This is a genomic window from Halalkalicoccus jeotgali B3, from assembly GCF_000196895.1.
Classification (GTDB): Archaea; Halobacteriota; Halobacteria; order Halobacteriales; family Halalkalicoccaceae; genus Halalkalicoccus; species Halalkalicoccus jeotgali.
Genome location: NC_014297.1, coordinates 755,663 through 772,088 on the forward strand (window position 1 = coordinate 755,663; position 16,426 = coordinate 772,088).

A 16,426-nucleotide genomic window follows, 5' to 3' on the forward strand; every position below is an offset into this window, starting at 1 on the left:
GACGCCGTACACAATTTTTGTGTATGGGTGATGAGAACGAAACTACCGGGAGCGAGTCAGCCGTCGATCCCGCGTTCGATCCCGACCGCGATCGGGGTGTACTGACCCCGAGCGACCGGGAGTTCCTGCTCGGGCGCAAGACCGACTACACCGATCACTCGAAAAAGCAGAAGCGAAACCGGATCCGCCGGCGGGTTCGCAACGCGATCCTCGATTTCACGATCCTCTTCGAGTACCTCGACGAGCGCGACCGCGAGACGGTCTTCGACCCCGAAAACGAGGAGTGTGACGCCTACACGCGCGGGATCACCGACACGCTCGCCTTCCTCCATCTGGGGACGATGGGCTACTCGACGCCGTTCAAAGACATGCTCGCCCGCGGCGTCTCGAAGGGCGAGCAGGAACTGGCGGGTTCGGACTACCGGATGGTCAACGTCGAGTTCAACGTCGACCCCGTCGGCCGGATCGACGTCGACGAGGTCGTCGAGAAGCTCGATCGGGGTGCCTTCGAGGAGATCACCGACGAGGAGCTTCGTGCGTTCGTCCGCCTGCTGGCCGAAAGCGAGGACTTCTCGCCCGGACCGCTGCGCGAGGAGATCAAGGGCCAGATGGATCACTTCGCCGAGCGGGCCGCCGAGGCCGCGACCCGGCGCGACAGACAGATCGGCGAGTTGACCGACTAGGGACGCTCCTTTCGGATCCGCTCGATCGACTCGGTCAGTACGTCCACGGCGATCCCCAGACTGCGCTCGTCGACGTCGAAGTGGGGTGTGTGGTGGCTGTCGGGGTGGTCCGTCCCGACGATGGCGTAGGTGGCCAGCCCGCCCGCCTCCTGGACCGCCTGCATGAGGAACGTCGCGTCCTCGCTCGCGCCGAACTCCGCCGTCCCGACCGGCCGATTGACGCCCTCGACCCCGCGTGCGACTTCCTGGACCAGTGTCGCGAGTTCGGGGTCGCTGTCGGCACGCGGGGACTCGCTGTGGATCGCCACGTCGGCCCCACAGCCGTGCATCTCGGCGGCCGAGGTGCAGATCCGCTCGAAACGCCCCTTCATCGACTCCATCAGCCGAGTCGTCTCGCCGCGTACCTCCGCGGTGATCCTCGCGTCCTCCGCGATCACGTTGCTCGCGGTGCCGGCCTCGACCCGGCCGACGTTCACCCGCGTCATCCCCTCGCTGTGACGGGGAATCGCGTAGGCCTCGCTCACCGCGCTCGCCATCGCCTGGATCGCGTTGGCCCCCTTCTCGGGCGCTTGGCCCGCATGGGAGGACTCGCCCTCGAACGCGACGTTCATGTGGCTCATCGCCAGTGGTTTCTCCATGCCTGCGACGACTTCCCCCGTGGGGTGGTCCAGTCCGACGTGGACACACAGCAGGTACTCGATCCCCTTGGCGTAGGGTCCCTCGGCCATCGGCCGGCCGCCGCCGCCCTCCTCCTCGGCGGGCTGGAAGAAGACGGTGAACGTCCCCGAGAAGTCGCTCTCGGCGACGGCTTCCAGTACCGCGAGCCCGACCGTCATGTGGGCGTCGTGCCCGCAGGCGTGCATTAGTCCCTCATGTTCGGAGCGAAACCCCTCGCGTGCGGGACGGTGACTCTCGTCCGGGGCCTCCTCGACGAACAAGCCGTCGATGTCGACGCGCAACCCGATCGAGGGCCCCTCCCCCCGGTCGAGCACGGCCACACAACCCGTGTAGCCCCCCTCACAGGCGTCGAGGACGTCCTCACGTGCGCCCCGCTTGCGGGCGCGCTCGAACCACGGCGCCAGCTCCTCGTCGCTCGGTACCGCCATCCGTTCGTCGGGGGCCATCGCCTCCCGTCCCACCGCGAGTTCGTCCACTTCCACCTCCTCGATCGCCTCGACCAGCAGGCTCGTCGTGTAGAACTCCCGCCACGCCGGTTCGGGGTATCGGTGGAACGACCGCCGGCGCTCGCTCAGCCCCTCGTGCATCGTCCGTGACATTCTCTCACGAACTCGTCGCCCCAGTCACTTAAAAATACACAGAAACCGTAGACAGCGAACACGAAGACTTTAGCGCCGTGCGCCCGATCGAGTGGAGTGATACCTATGACCGAGGAACGACCCGACGTAGTGGTGTTACGCGAGGGAACCGAGGGGCTCTCGACCGAACCATATGCCGAGGAACTGCGCGAGCGACTGCCCGAGTACGAGGTTCGACGCGCTCGGACGCCGAGCGAGGAGCGCGACCTGATCGAGGGTGCCCGGGTCGCCACGGGGGTTCGCATCGACGAGGAACTCCTGTCTCACGCAACCGATCTCGAACTGTTCGCGTGTGCCTTCGCGGGCACCGAGCACCTCCCGACCGAGGCGCTGCGCGAGCGGGGGATAGCGCTGACCAACGCCGGCGGGATCCACGCCCCGGGGCTCGCGGAGGGCGTTCTCGGCAACATGCTCGTGTTCGCCCGCCGGCTCCACGAGGGCTGGCGACGAAAGGAGAACAGGGAGTGGCGCCACTTCCAGTCGGGCGAACTCACCGGGAGCACTGTCACGATCGTCGGCCTCGGCTCCATCGGGGAGGCGCTCACCCAACGATTAGAGGGCATGGAGGTCGAGACCATCGGGGTACGCTACTCGCCGGAGAAGGGCGGACCGACCGACGAGGTGATCGGGTTCGACGAGGCGGCACTCCACGACGCGCTCGCCCGGACCGACTATCTGGTGATCGCCTGCCCGCTGACCGACACCACGAGAGGACTGATCGGCGAGGACGAGTTCGCCACCCTGCCGCCCGAGGCGGTCCTGATCAACACCGCCCGCGGGCCGATCGTCGAGACCGACGCCCTGGTGGGCGCGATCCAGACGAACTCGATTCGGGGGGCGGCACTGGACGTGACCGACCCCGAACCCCTGCCGCCCGACCACGTCCTGTGGGGGTTCGAGAACGTTCTGATAACCCCGCATACGGGCGGGCACACCCCCAAACACTGGGATCGACTCGCAGAAATCGTCGCCGGAAACGTCGCGGCGCTCGATTCCGGTGGCGACCTCGAGAACCTCGTGTTTGCGCCGGAGTGATCAGTCGTCGGCGGCGATCGGTCGCTCCTCGCGGGGGAAGTTCCCGATCGTCGCCTCGCGGAACGCCTCCTCGTCGAACTCGAACGCGCCGTTCAGGAATTCGAGGACCTGTTCGGTGTCGCGCATGGCGTTTTTCAGGCACGTCGAGGCCCCCGGCGAGGGCGTGATGTTGAAGATGATGTCCTCGCCGGTGATCTTGGCCTCGCCCATGTCGAGGGTCTTTCCGTCCGTATCGACGATCTGCGGGCGAACGCCGCCGTAGCCCTTCGCGCGCTCGATATCGTCGAGTCCGACGCTCGGCACCACCTTCTGGACGTGCGGCAGGAACGAGCGTTTTCCGACCTCGGGGACGTCGTAGACCAGGTTCTTGAGGACGTACGGCAACAGGACCCGATCGGCGAGCACGTTTCCGTAGCTCAAAAACGAGTCGGCGTTCAGACCGAAGACGTCGAGGAAGTCCTCGACGGTCGAGATCCGCCCCCGTTCGAGTTCGGGCACCAGCTTTGCGGTCGGCCCGAAGCGCGTGATCGAGTCGTCGTGGACGTCCGCGTCGCCGTGGATCGCGGCGAAGGGGAGTTTCTGCATCTGGAGGGTATACACCTTGCCGTTGAGCAGGTCGTCCGCGAGGAAGAAACTCCCCGCGACGGGCAATAGGGACATGTCCTCGCCGTAGCCCATCTCCTTTGCGACCTGCAGGCTGTGTGAGCCCGCGGCGACGACCGTCGCGTCGGCCTCGAACCAGCCCGCCTCGCTCTCGACGATGAAGCCGTCGTCGGTCTCGTCGAGGCGCTTTACCTCGCTGTCGGTGTAGACGTCGACGCCGGCCTCCTTGCGGGCCGCCTCGACGAACGATTTTGCGGTCTCACCGTAGTCGACGACGTAGCCGTCGGGCGTCTGGAGGGCGTATAGCTCGGTGTCGGGATCCCGCCCGTCGACGACGTTGGGCTCGATTTCGGCGATCTCCTCGCGGTCGATGGGCCGGAGCTTCGGGTACAGATCGGCAAAGCCTTCCTCGGTGTAGCGCCGCCGTAGCTCGTCGGCCTCCTCTTTCCCGACCGCCAGCACCATCTTGCTTCGCTTGCTGTGGAACTCCCTGTCGGGATCCTCCCGTTCGAGGTAACCCGCCAGCAGCTGGGCGCCCTCGTTTACCTCTTCGGCCTTCTCCCGGGTGTAGTTGGTCTCGATGTCCCCGAAGTGAAGCGTCTGGGAGTTGTTCGTGTGGTGGGAGTTGATCGAGGCGATCTCCGCTTCTTTCTCCAGGAGCGCCACTCGCTCGATGTCGGTGAACTTCGATACAGTATAGAGCAGTGCTGCGCCACTGATCCCTCCGCCGACGATGACGAGGTCGTATTTTTCTACCATAGTTGAAAACCTTGCTGCGACGGCCGCTCTCACTCTCACGTCGGGTGTCGGGTACTTTTCTATGTCGGTATCGGTCGGTAGAAACGTTATCACGCCCCAATCGGCCGGATCGACGGCGCGTCTCGGGGCGCGGGACGATCAGACTGAAAAGACCTTCTGGGGGAACGAGGAGAACCGTTCGGCGCCGTTCGCGGTCACGCGAAACGACTCGCTGATCTCGACGCCCAGTTCGTCCGTCCAGATCCCCGGGATCATGTGGAAGGTCATGTTCTCCTCCAAGACGGTTTCATCACCCGGTCGGATGCTCGCGGTGTGCTCGCCCCAGTCCGGCGGATACCCGAGCCCCATCGAGTAGCCGATCCTGTCTTCCTTCTCGATGCCGTGTTTCGCGATCGACTCGCGCCACGCCCGCTCGACGGCCTCGCAGGTCACGCCCGGTTCGGCCGTATCGAGCGCCGCGTTCAGCCCCTCGACGACGACGTCCGCGACCCGCCCCATCTCCTCGGGAACATCGCCGATCACGGCGGTTCGCGCAAGCGGCGAGTGATACCGGTGGCGACAGCCCGCGAGTTCGACGATCACGGGATCCCCATCCGAGAAGGGTTCGTCCGACCACGTGAGATGGGGCGTCCCCGTGTGCTCGCCCGAGGGCATCAGCGGGACGATCGCGGGGTAGTCGCCCCCGAACTCGCCGGTTCCCTCGATCAGGGTGCGGTAGATCTCGCTTGCGACTCGTGATTCGGGAACGCCCTCGCCCATTGCGTCGATTCCGGCCTGCATCGCCGCCTCCGAGAGGCGAGTGGCCTCCTCGATCAGTTCGATCTCCCGCTTTGACTTCCTGATACGGACCCACCCCACCAGCAGGGTCGAATCGGAGAACGTCGCCTCGGGAAGGCGCTCCTGGAGGCGCTGGTGGGATTTGGCGGTGTAGTACGAGGCGTCCATCTCGACGCCGATGTGGGTGTCGTCCCACCCCATCTCCTCTATGACCCGCGCAACGAAGTCCATCGGGTGTTTGTCCACGGGCGAGTGGACGTGATCGTCGCTGTAGGCGCGTAGGTTCTTGTGATCGATCCAGACGGTCGCCTTCGCGCCGTTTTTGTCCATTCCGCGGCCGATCCAGACGGGCTGGTCGTGATCCAATGAGACCACGAGTCCCTGATGGACGTAAAAGGACCACCCGTCGTAGCCCGAGAGGTAGTTCATGTTCGCGGGGTCGGTCACGAACAGCGTCTCGATCCCCGCCTCCCGCATGCGCTCTTTGGTCCGGTCAATCCGCCGTTCGTACTCCGCTTGTTCGAACACCTGCACGGTAATCACTGACAAGACCATCCTCTCGGGCGCGGGACTTATGTTTTCGTGTATCCCGAAAACGAAAGTCGTTATCGAGTCGCCTCGATCGCGTCGCGAAACAGCGAGATACCGAGGTCGATCTCGCGTTCGGTGACGTCGAGCGGCGGGAGCAGTCGGATCGTGCTGTGGCCACAACCCAGCGTGAGCAGCCCCCGCTGTAACCCTGCCTTTACGACCGCGGTACGGCGTTCTTTCGAGTCGAACTCGACGGCGAGCATCAACCCCTTCCCGCGGACGTCCGTCACCCCTTCGAGGTCGGCGTCGCCGAGCAGTTCTTTCACTTGCCGGCCCCGCTCGACGGCGTTCTCTAACAGGTCGTACTCGTCGATCGCGTCGAGGGTGAACACGCCTTGGGCCGCCGCGACGAGATCGCCACCGCCCCATGTCGAGCCGAGTCGGTTTTTTTCCTCGGGGAATATCTCGGAGCGCGAGATCGTCGCGCCCGACCGGAGCGCCTTCGCGCTGGTGATCACGTCGGGTTCGATGGCGTAGTGGTCCGACGCCCACATCTCCCCCGTGCGCCCGATCCCCGACTGGATCTCGTCGACGATCAGGTGGATGTCGTGGGTCTCACAGACCCGCTGGACCTCCTCCATAAACGCCTCGCTCGGGAAGCGATACCCGCCGACGCCCTGGATCGGTTCGAGGATCAGGAAGGCGACCTCCCGCGGGTCCATATAGCCCCGCTCGGGGTCGAGCATTCGTTCGAGCTGCGAGCGTCCGCCGGCGAAAAAGCCACACGAACAGGTCGATGCCTCACAGGCCCGATCCTCGCAGAACGGAACGGTTCGAGTGCCGGCGGTTTCGGGATAGGCACGCGTATAGACGTCGCCGGCGCGCGTCATCGAGAGCGTTCCCAGCGTCCGGCCGTGAAACGCCCCCAGAAAGGTGATGCCGTACTTTCGCTCGGGAGTGTTCGCGTAGGAGATCTTCATCGCGTTCTCGATCGCCTCCGCGCCCGAGTTCGAGAGGAAAACGGTGTCCATGTCGTACTGCGAGGACACCTCGACGAGCCGTTCCATCAATTGGGCCGCCCCCGGAATCTCGGGTTCTTCGGGCCCACCCGCCGAGCCGGCGTAGAAGTCCTGACCGGCGATCTTCAGCGGGTCGACCAGATCGAACTCGGCCATGCGATCGGTGATCTTCGGGTTGTTGTAGCCAAGCGGTGCGGCCCCGATATGGCAGGTGAAATCCAGAAAGACGTTGCCGTCGAGGTCGGTACAGAACGGTCCCTCCGACTCCCCGGCGACGTCCCAGGCGAACTCGTGGGCGTGCTCGCTGGGCGCGGAGTAGCGGTGGTGGTGCTCGATCCACTCGCGGGTCCGCTCCCCGGGAAGCCGCCGCACGCTCGGCTCCGCGTTATCACGGTTCATACACGGAAAGCGTATACATCGTTATTAACTCTTGTCGTCGCGAGCGTGAGAGAGTAGGACTAGGAGTGTACTTGTAGACCCAGTTCGTTCTGCTATGTGAGGGACGCACAAAGCTTATATGATGATTCAAGTTTTATCTGTTGGGACGTTTTGCAACTCAGTAGTCGCATACAGGTGGGTGTGTGAATTACTATGACCTTAGAATCGCAAAGACGGAATCAAGAGTCTGTGAAGGAAGCGGCTGATGTCCTTCAAGAAGTCACTGGACGCCCTCGTGAGGAGTTTGACGCTAGTGAATACGAAATTCCCGCGTTCGCTGATCAAGAGATCATTGTCGAAGAGGACGATGCTGAATGAAGCCTGTAGATGCAGAGCTATCGTCCCACTTTAGATACTGATCACAAATATCGATATAATTCTCATCGAAGTATTTCTCACAAAACGTAGGCGCATCAGCTAATGGAATCGAGGGGAAGTCTTTCACCTTACGATTGTTCTCTGTCGGATGTTCAAGGTCCATGTGTAGGCCTTCTTTTGTGATATCATGTCCAAATTGGTGGGCTGGTTGATGATCAAACCAAGCTATATCTTGCCAATCTTCGTCCGTTGTTGGATTTGGACTTCTGTTATATTCTAACTGAACATAGAATGCCTGCAGTTCATGGTCCTTGATTTTCAAACAGGTCCGCCGCTGTACCCAAGGTGAATGTATGCTATACATATATGTACTATCGTTCATGGATACCAAATATATTAGGTGGGTTTTGCGGGGATTTCCCGCTGAATATGCCTACCTCAGCACTCCGACCAGCCACAGGACTCGCAGGTCTTACAGCCCTCCGAGTAGTACAGCGTCATCGACCCACAGTCGGGACACTCGGGGCTCTCGCCCGCGTCGATGAGGTCCTGGTGGGCGTCGTCGGAGCCGGAGTCGACGGCCGTCCCGCCGTCGGAACTCGTCTGGGTTCGACTGACCCCGTCTTCGCGTTCTTCGTCTTCGAGTTCGGTGAGGTTCTGCTGTTTGGGATAGGCGCGTTCGATGTCGCCGTCGAGGTATCGTCGCATCGCCGTCCCGATCGCGTCCGGGATGGAGTTGACCTGCTGGCCCTTGTCCCAGGCGACCTTCGGCGAGCGGATGCCTTGGAGTTCGCTTGCGATCTCCTCGGGGTCGACGCCCGAGCGAAGCGCCGTCGAGATGGTCTTTGCGAGCGCCTCGGTGAAGCTCGCGGTAAACCCGCCCGAATTACCGATGTTGGCAAAGAGCTCGAACGGCCGGCCCTCGCTGTCCTCGTTGATGTTGACGTAGAGCTTGCCGTAGCCCGTGTCGATACGCTGGGTCACGCCGTGGAGCACGTCGGGTCGGGTGCGCTTCGTGGCGTACTGGCCCGACTCGGGGGTGAAGTCGAAGTCGTCGTTGAGGGTTGCGCGGACTTCCTCGTGGGTGAGGAACTCATCGATCCCGCCGAAGACCTCGGTGATCTGTTCGACGAGTGACTCTGCGGCCTCCTCTTCGTCGGCGAACTCGGCGTTGTCCGCCCGCGTGGTCAGCACCTGCTTCGAGCGCGTGCCGTCGCGATAGACGGTGACGCCCTTGCCGCCGTTGTCGTAGATGTAGCGATACACTTCCTCCATGTCCTCCTTCGAGGCGGCGTTGGGGAAGTTACAGGTCTTCGAGATGGCCGAGTCGACGCCGGTCTGGCAGGCACACTGAACCGCGGCATGGTCCTTGCCCGCCAGATCCGACGTGACGACGAACAGCTCGCCGATGGCGTTCGGAACAGTAGAAAGCCCCTCGACGCCGTCGAACTCGTTTTCGCTCATCTGCTCCTGCGCTTCGGCCTTGACGGCCTCGACGTCGACGTCGTTGGCCTCTAGGGTGCGCAGGAAGTAGTCGTCGAACTCGACGAGCATCTCCTCGCCCTGCACGTCGTCGGAGACGTTCTTGTAGTAGGCGACGTTGTAGATGGGCTCACAGCCCCCAGTTGTATTGCCGACCATCGAGGTGGTGCCCGTCGGCGCGATGGTCGTCGTGTTGTGGTTGCGGATGGGGTACCCTTCTGCCCAGTCGTCGGCGGACTCGCCGGTGTGGTGTTCGAACCACTCGGCGTACTCGGTCGGGTTCGCGTACTTGGAGTCGCTCCAGTCCTCGAAGGAGCCGCGCTCACCCGCGAGCTCGTGGCTCGCACGCTTCGAGCCGTGGTTGATATGGGTCATCAGCTGGCTGGCCATCTCGTTGCCCTCTTCGCTGCCGTAGCGCACGCCGAGCTGGATGTACAGCTGTGCCAGTCCCATGATCCCCAGCCCGATCTTACGCATCTCTCGCACTTTCTGTTCGATCTCGGGGACCGGGAAATCGCTCATCGTGACGACGTTCTCCAGGAATCGGGTACCCAGTTCGATCCGGCGATCGAACTCCGCCGTGTCGATCGCCTCCTCGAGGTAGTCCGCCATCGCCGCCTCCAGCGAATCGTACTCCGCCCCGTGTTCTGTGTGCCAGATCCGCCAGTCGGGAGCGTCGGTCGCCGCAAGCGTCGAGAGGTTGATGTGACCCAGGTTGCAGGCCTCGTACTCCTCGAGGGGCTGTTCGCCACAGGGGTTCGTCGCGAGGATGCGGTGGTCGGGATGGGCCTCGACGTCGAAGGAGTGTTCCTTGTTGACCCGTTCGAGGTAGATCACGCCGGGCTCGCCGTTCTCGTAGGCGCCGTCGACGATCCGGTCCCAGAGCGCCTCGGCGGGGATCGCCAGTTCCTCACCGACCTCGACGTGGTGTCCGAGGCCGTAGCGGGAGTACATCTCCTTGGTTTCGGCGGTCGCGATGTGCGGTTCTTCTGTCCGAGGGTTCTCGAAGACGAACTCCTCGTCGTTGTAGAGTGCCTCCATGAACCCGTCGGTGACGCCCACGGAGATGTTGAAATTGGAGAGGTGGCCCTCGACGGCGTTGCGGAGGTGTTTCGGAACTCTGCCGTCCTCGTCGATCAGCCCGCGGGCCTCCTCGAGCGCCTCGGAAAACGAGGTGTACGTGTAGTCGTCGGGGTCGTTGAGCCGCAGGGTGTGTGCAAGCGAGACGTCCTTGTTCTTCGCGTGGATGAACTCGATGACGTCCGGGTGGGACACGCGCATGACGCCCATCTGGGCCCCCCGTCGCGTCCCACCCTGGGCGATCGTCTCGCACATCTGGTCGAACGTGCGCATGAACGTGATCGGGCCGCTCGCGATGCCGCCCGTGCTCCCTACTGAATCGCCGTAGGGACGCAGTCGCCAGAACGCATAACCCATGCCACCGCCGCTTTGGAACACTTCCGCCGCCTCTTTGGCGGTCTGGTGAATGTCCGAAATGTCGTCACCGGGCGAGTCGACGAAACACGCAGAGAGCTGTTGGAGCTCGTCGCCCGCGTTCATCAGCGTCGGACTGTTCGGGATAAACGAGAGGCGTTCCATCAGCGCCTGGAACTCGTCGGCTTTCGCCTCGACGTGCTCGCGGATCCCGTCGGGCAGTTCAGGGACGAGCGTCTCGTAGGTGAACTTGTTGACGTTATGGACGGTGAGTTCGGTTTGTGCGTCGTCGGTCGCACTCGTTCCGGCACCGAAGACCGTCGCGGCCAGTTCGTCCCGGCGCGGGTGGTCGGGTTTGAGCTGGTCGGGCGTGACGGTGACCTCGACGTCCCGACGCTCGCTCTCGAAGACCGCCTCCGCGAGCGCGATGTTCCTCGCGACCCGCTCGAAGAGGTCCTCCTGGGTTTCGACGAGTTCGCCCTCGGCGTTCTTCCGAAGGTAGCGCGCCGGGAGGATGTTGTGATACGCGTTCGCGGTCAGACGCTCCTCTAGGGTCTCGCCCTCGGTGCGTTTGACCGGGAGGGTGATCTCCTCGGCGTCCGCGTCCGCACGGCTCACGCGCAAATCCCCTCGGTGCCAGCAAACAGGCTCTGTCGCCTGATTCCTCTCGATAGAGTCCTCGTATTTCCTTCCATGTTTGACGAGGTTTCTATACATCCCGCTATAGATAAAGCCCTGTCTTTTCTTTCTTACATATTTTTGTAGAATAAACTGACGGCTGGGTAATAGTTAGATTAATATTTCTGCCACGTCCGATGGCAGAGTCACTTACTCCAACTATTACCTGGGGGCTATTAGTATGTATCCAAACCGGAGCGAAAGTGATTCGGCGTCCGACGGGTGTTAGCCGCCGTAGGCAAACACTTATTTATTTCTATATTAATTACGAGTTATGGACGAACCAATCCCGATGGAGGCGGCCCTCGCCGCCGATTCGAGCATGGCACTGCTCGTGTTGGCGGCGCTCGTGGTCGTAATCCTCGTCGGGCGGTTCCTGTTGAACCTCGCGTGGCGGCTCGTCGCGATGACGACCGTCGCGATCGTCGCCTTCTACGCGGTGACGGTCGTGCTCCCCTCAGTGTTCGCGCTGGCGTAGGAAGTTCTCGATCACGTCGTGGCCCACGCCCGTGAGCACGCTCTCGGGGTGAAACTGCACGCACTCGATGGGGTACTCGCGGTGACGAATCCCCATGACCAGCTGCTGGCCGGCGTGGTCCGTCGTCGCCGTCACGTCGAAACACTCCGGGACCTCGGTCGCGATCAACGAGTGATACCGCCCGGCCTGAAACTCGTCTTCGAGCCCGGCGAAGACGCCCCGGCCGTCGTGCTCGACGGGAAAGGCCTTCCCGTGGATCGGTTCGGGTGCTCGTCCCACGCTGCCGCCGTAGGCGTAGACGGCGGCCTCGAGCCCGAGACAGACACCCAGAGTCGGGATCTCGGGGCTCACCTCGCGGAGCACCTCGGTCGTGACGCCGACGTCCCGGTCGTTCTTCGGGTGGCCCGGCCCCGGCGAGATCACGATCGCGTCCGGGTCCGCGGCGCGGATCTCGGAAAGTGAAGCAGTATTCCTGAGAACCTCGGTTTCGGCACCCTGTTCGGAAACGTACTCGACGAGGTTGTAGGTGAACGAATCGAAGTTGTCGACGAACAGCACGCGTTTCGTGCGGGCGAGGCTCATTGGAGCACCCCTTGCTCGACCTCGATACGCTCGAGCGCGTCGAGGACGCCGCCCATTTTCTTCTCGGTCTCCTCGTATTCGGCGGCGGGGTCGCTGTCTGCGACCAGCCCCGCGCCCGCCTGGACGGTGATCCGATTGCGCTCGCCGTGTTCGATCGTCGCGGTTCGGATCGCGATGGCGGTATCGGCATCGCCGGTCCAGGAGTAGTAGCCGACACCCCCACCGTAGATTCCCCGGGGCTCCCGTTCGAGCTCGTCGATGATCTCCATCGCGCGGATCTTCGGCGCGCCGGAAAGCGTTCCGGCGGGGAACGCCGCCCGCGTCGCGTCGAAGCTGTCACACCCGGTCGCGAGCTCGCCGGTGACGGTGCTTTCGATATGCTGGACGTGGCTGTACTTGAGGACATTCATGAACTCCTCGACCCGTACGGAGCCCGGTTTCGAGACCCGCCGGACGTCGTTTCGTGCCAGATCGACGAGCATGGTGTGTTCGGCGCGCTCCTTGTCGTCGGCGAGCATCTCGCCGGCGAGCCGACGGTCCTCGACGGGGCTCGACCCCCGCGAGCAGGTGCCCGCGATCGGGTTGCTCGTCACCAGCCCGTCCCGGACCGAGATCAGCGTCTCGGGGCTCGCGCCCACTACCGTGCGCTCGCCGTAGCCGAGTAAGTACATGTACGGCGAGGGGTTGATCTCCCTGAGGGCTTCGTACAGTCCCAGCGGATCGACATCGCCGATGAGCTCGCGTTTCCGTGAGAGCACGCCCTGATAGATGTCGCCATCGAGTACGCGCTCTTTCGTCTCTCGGACCACCGCCTCGTACTCTTCGCGGGAGCCCGCGCGCTCGCCCTCGCGGACGAATCCGCCGGTTTCGGGCTCGTCGGCCGCCACGAGCGATTCTCGCACGCGCTCGACCTCCGTTTCGAGCGCGTCGTAGAGCTCGTCGGGATCGTCCTCCGGGAAGACGATCGGGGTCAACGAGAGCGTGAGCGTCCCCTCGACTTCGTCGAAGACGAGCGTTCTGGTGCTCAGGACGAACTGAGCGTCGGGCGTCTCGCTTGCGGGTCGCTCGATTCCTACCTCCGAGAGCCAGAGGTCGTAGACCGCGTCGTAGGCGAGAAAGCCGACGAGCCCGCCGTGGAGGTGACCGTCCGCCGGAAATCCGATTCTGGGAACCTCAGGAAGCGCCTCCCGGAGGGTATCGAGGGTATCGCCGCCGTTCGGCTCGACGAGAGTTTCGAGGCGCTCGTCGCCGAGCACGTCGACCTCGGCCGATCCCGACCGGACGGTGACGACTGACTCAGGGTCGTAGCCGACGAAGGAGTACCGCGCGTGGCGGGTCGCGGTCGTACTCGCGGGCTGGAACGCGCCGTCGGGGTCCGAGGAGGCGACCTTCTCGGCGCTTTCGAGTAGGTAGCCGTACTCCGTATCGAGCGCCCCGTAGGCCGCAAGCGGCGTCGTCTCGACGTCGAGCTCCGCCCCGACGTAGACGACCGAGGGCTCCTCGACGGCGGCTCGCTCGCGGAAGCTCTCGCGGTCGATCATCTCGCGGGCACCTCCACGTCCCCCGCCTTCGCCTGCCGAACGAACCGTTCGACCGCGTCGTGGTCTTTCACCCCACCGTTACGTTCCACGCCACTAGCGACGTCGACACCGAACGGTTCGGCGATCTCGACCGCCTCGGCGATGTTCTTGGGGGTCAGCCCACCCGCGAGAACCACCGGTGAGTCGAGGTCTGTTGCGAGTTCGCCGGTTCGCTCCCAGTCGTGGGTTCGCCCGGTACCCCCGGCCCCGCTCGCGTCGGTCGAGTCGATCAAGAGAGCGTCGGCGATCGGGTCGAACGCACGTGCCTCCTCAAGATCGGTCGCATCGACGGATTTGATCACTGGCCGCGAGATCGTTTCCCTCACCACTTCGAGCCCATCGGGGTCGAACGGGCCGTGGATCTGGAGGACGTCCGGCCGGGTGCGTTCGACCAACTCGATCGCTTCGTTGGGAGTTTCGGGCATCGTCACGAGCACGCCGGTCACGAACGGCGGAACCCCTTCGAGTAGGTCGGCGGCCCGCTCGGAATCGACGGCGCGGGGGCTGTCGACAGGCACGCCGCTGATGACGCCGATCGCGTCCGCACCCGTAGCGACCGACGCCGCGATATCTGCTTCGCGGGTGTGCCCGCAAATCTTCACGCGGGTCACTGAACCACCGTCCCGCGCATCGATTCGAGTTTTTCGGCGGCACCCCCTTCGTCGATCGCCTCGGTCGCGATCTCCACCCCCTCTTCGAGCGAGGCGGCCTCGCCGGCGACGTAGATCGCCGCGCCCGCGTTCGCGAGGACGATCTCGCGTTTCGCGCCCTCGACCTCGCCGGTGACGATCCCTTCGAGGTCCGCGGCGTTCTCCTCTGGCGTGCCGCCGCTGACTGCTTCGACGGGGTGGGTTTCGAGGCCGAGGTCCGCCGGTTCGAGGGTGTACTCCTCGATTCCGTTTTCGCGGACTTCGGCGACGCGTGTCTCGTCGTGGATCGCGATCTCGTCCATGCCCGATCCGTGGACCACCAGCGCGCGCTCGACGTCCATGTGCGAGAGCGCACGGGCGAGGATCGGGACGAGTTCGGGGTCGTAGACGCCGACCACCTGCGCCTCCGCGCCCGCGGGGTTGGTCAGCGGCCCGAGCACGTTGAAGATCGTTCGGATTCCTAACTCTTTTCGCGGGCCGATGACGGCCTTCATCGCGGGGTGGAACACGGGCGCGAGCATGAACCCGATCCCCTGATCCTCGATCGCGTGCTCGACCGCCGGGGGTTCGGCGTCGATCTGGACGCCCAGTTCCTCTAAGACGTCCGCGCTCCCGGAGTTCGAGGAGACCGAGTAGTTGCCGTGTTTGGCGACGGGGACGCCCGCACCGCTGGCGACGATCGCGCTCGTCGTCGAGACGTTGATCGTGTCGTAGTCGTCGCCGCCGGTCCCGCAGGTGTCGACCAACGGGGTGCGCTCGGGGGCGATGGTCCGGGCGGCCTCGCGCATCCCCTCGGCGAAGCCCGCGATCTCCTCCTCGGTTTCGCCCTTCGCCCGGAGCGCGGTCAGCAGCGCGCCGATCTGGGCCTCGGTGGCGTCCTCGAAAACCGCCGTCGCTGTCGCCCGTGCTTCGTCCTGCGTCAGGTCCTCGCCCTCCGTGACTCGCTCGATGGTGTCCTTCATGAGTGAACTCCGATGTACGTATTCGGCTTGTAATGGACAAGTAAGTACATCGGCTTAAGCGTGTCGTCGTTTTCCCTTCTCTGCCCTCCCCGAGTCGAAAGCTTCAATTACTCCGGCGGGGTATCCGGAAGTGCACGAGGCAGCGAGGGTTGGTGGTCTAGTCAGGCTATGACACCTCCTTGACATGGAGGAGGCCGGCGGTTCAAATCCGCCCCAACCCATTTCTCGACGACGCAAACCGACGAGCGCAGCGAGTCGGTCGCGTCGGCGGAAATGGTTACGAAGTATTTAAACCAGGGAGTGTAGCGAACGAAGTGAGCGGAACGACCGAGGTTCAAATCCGCCCCAACCCGCTTCTTGACGACACAACCTGACGAGCAGTAGAATCCAACGCCTTCACACTAGAGTGGAGATTCACGAATCGTTATAGCCTCCTGATTCTACAACTACTGTTTCAAAACCTGGATCGGAATACTCACTATATTCTTCCCAAGGAACCCATTTCTTGTATTTTTCCTTCCATTCCATTGCGCGATACCAGTGACCACCCAATTGTGGAGTAGATTGGTTGAGTCGGTGCCGTTGGTCTTCTAAACTTTCGTACGTTTCCCGAAGCTCGCTTATCTCTTTGTTTGTATCCACAAGATCAATTTCGATGAAATTTCGTACTTGGTCATGTAATTGATGAAGTTCTTGCCCAGCGTTATAATAATCTCGTGATCTTAGCTTTGGTCCATAGAACGTACTTAGCAAGGATCCTATGAGTATTATTATCGCAAGATCAGTGGGTGTGAGAATAGAAAATGGATAAAATAAAACAAACTCTGTCGCCTCATCTCTTGTTAATACATACAGTAGAATAGAACCAATTATCACTATGAATAAATCTAGTATCCATCCGAATCGACCGACCCACTCTGCTGCGACATAATTTCGCAGATATGTATATTTCAATGCACCCTTCGTAGAGAGTGATCGGTTATACAGCTGTTTTCGCATTCTAAATTCTCTACTCCCTCCGAAAATACTGTGTAAGTCCTTCTCATCCATATCCGATGTTTCCCTTTTAGTCTTTTAAATCCTCGACAATCCATATGAATG

At 62.7% G+C, this 16,426-nt stretch carries 14 protein-coding genes and 1 tRNA gene; 4 read left to right on the plus strand and 11 right to left on the minus strand.

Annotation, left to right across the window (positions count from 1 at the left end; all coding sequences use genetic code 11):
- The first annotated feature begins 23 nt into the window (after window positions 1-23).
- Entirely contained in the window at window positions 24-683 is a 660-nt protein-coding gene (locus HACJB3_RS03645; protein WP_008417879.1) for a hypothetical protein, read from the plus strand.
- Here HACJB3_RS03645 and HACJB3_RS03650 read toward each other — a convergent pair.
- Window positions 680-1,960, minus strand: a complete 1,281-nt coding sequence (locus HACJB3_RS03650; RefSeq protein WP_013199379.1) for an amidohydrolase — start codon at window positions 1,958-1,960, stop codon at window positions 680-682. The genes HACJB3_RS03645 and HACJB3_RS03650 overlap by 4 nt on opposite strands.
- Window positions 1,961-2,065: 105 nt before the next feature.
- On the opposite strand from HACJB3_RS03650, the gene HACJB3_RS03655 reads away from it, so the two are divergent.
- Window positions 2,066-3,034, plus strand: a complete 969-nt coding sequence (locus HACJB3_RS03655; protein WP_008417874.1) for a D-2-hydroxyacid dehydrogenase — start codon at window positions 2,066-2,068, stop codon at window positions 3,032-3,034.
- Here HACJB3_RS03655 and HACJB3_RS03660 read toward each other — a convergent pair whose 3' ends face one another.
- From HACJB3_RS03660 to HACJB3_RS03675, 5 genes are all read right to left on the minus strand, one after another.
- Window positions 3,035-4,396 (minus strand): FAD-dependent oxidoreductase, encoded by a 1,362-nt coding sequence (locus tag HACJB3_RS03660; protein ID WP_008417873.1) that lies wholly within the window; start codon window positions 4,394-4,396, stop codon window positions 3,035-3,037.
- A gap of 138 nt (window positions 4,397-4,534) precedes the next feature.
- The gene (locus HACJB3_RS03665; protein WP_008417872.1) at window positions 4,535-5,728 is read right to left on the minus strand and encodes a M24 family metallopeptidase; all 1,194 of its coding nucleotides are present in this window, start codon (window positions 5,726-5,728) and stop codon (window positions 4,535-4,537) included.
- A 50-nt stretch (window positions 5,729-5,778) separates the two neighbouring features.
- On the minus strand, window positions 5,779-7,122 hold the full coding sequence (locus HACJB3_RS03670; protein ID WP_008417871.1) for a class-III pyridoxal-phosphate-dependent aminotransferase: 1,344 nt from the start codon (window positions 7,120-7,122) through the stop codon (window positions 5,779-5,781).
- Between the two features lie 328 nt (window positions 7,123-7,450).
- Window positions 7,451-7,801: a DUF7718 family protein gene (locus tag HACJB3_RS19555; RefSeq protein WP_148258228.1), complete on the minus strand. Its 351-nt coding sequence runs from the start codon at window positions 7,799-7,801 to the stop codon at window positions 7,451-7,453.
- A gap of 116 nt (window positions 7,802-7,917) precedes the next feature.
- The gene (locus tag HACJB3_RS03675) at window positions 7,918-11,013 is read right to left on the minus strand and encodes an adenosylcobalamin-dependent ribonucleoside-diphosphate reductase (protein ID WP_008417870.1); all 3,096 of its coding nucleotides are present in this window, start codon (window positions 11,011-11,013) and stop codon (window positions 7,918-7,920) included.
- 334 nt (window positions 11,014-11,347) lie between these two features.
- On the opposite strand from HACJB3_RS03675, the gene HACJB3_RS03680 reads away from it, so the two are divergent.
- Window positions 11,348-11,551, plus strand: coding sequence for a hypothetical protein (locus HACJB3_RS03680; RefSeq protein WP_008417869.1), 204 nt, complete (start codon window positions 11,348-11,350; stop codon window positions 11,549-11,551).
- Here the strand turns inward: HACJB3_RS03680 and trpG are convergent.
- Genes trpG through trpD form a run of 4 tightly spaced genes read right to left on the minus strand, consistent with a single transcriptional unit; the run spans window position 11,531 to window position 15,325 of the window.
- The gene (gene trpG, locus HACJB3_RS03685) at window positions 11,531-12,133 is read right to left on the minus strand and encodes an anthranilate synthase component II (RefSeq protein WP_008417867.1); all 603 of its coding nucleotides are present in this window, start codon (window positions 12,131-12,133) and stop codon (window positions 11,531-11,533) included. The genes HACJB3_RS03680 and trpG overlap by 21 nt on opposite strands.
- Window positions 12,130-13,674, minus strand: a complete 1,545-nt coding sequence (gene trpE / locus HACJB3_RS03690; protein ID WP_008417865.1) for an anthranilate synthase component I — start codon at window positions 13,672-13,674, stop codon at window positions 12,130-12,132. Before trpE ends, trpG begins: the two co-directional genes overlap by 4 nt.
- Complete coding sequence (locus tag HACJB3_RS03695; RefSeq protein WP_008417864.1) at window positions 13,671-14,324, minus strand: phosphoribosylanthranilate isomerase; 654 nt, start codon at window positions 14,322-14,324, stop codon at window positions 13,671-13,673. Before HACJB3_RS03695 ends, trpE begins: the two co-directional genes overlap by 4 nt.
- Window positions 14,321-15,325 (minus strand): anthranilate phosphoribosyltransferase, encoded by a 1,005-nt coding sequence (gene trpD, locus HACJB3_RS03700; protein ID WP_008417863.1) that lies wholly within the window; start codon window positions 15,323-15,325, stop codon window positions 14,321-14,323. The genes HACJB3_RS03695 and trpD overlap by 4 nt, the downstream gene beginning before the upstream one ends.
- A gap of 146 nt (window positions 15,326-15,471) precedes the next feature.
- On the opposite strand from trpD, the gene HACJB3_RS03705 reads away from it, so the two are divergent.
- Window positions 15,472-15,546: transfer RNA gene (locus HACJB3_RS03705), tRNA-Val, on the plus strand.
- Window positions 15,547-15,739: 193 nt separating this feature from the next.
- Here HACJB3_RS03705 and HACJB3_RS19560 read toward each other — a convergent pair.
- Window positions 15,740-16,375, minus strand: coding sequence for a hypothetical protein (locus HACJB3_RS19560; protein WP_148258229.1), 636 nt, complete (start codon window positions 16,373-16,375; stop codon window positions 15,740-15,742).
- Window positions 16,376-16,426 lie beyond the last annotated feature (51 nt).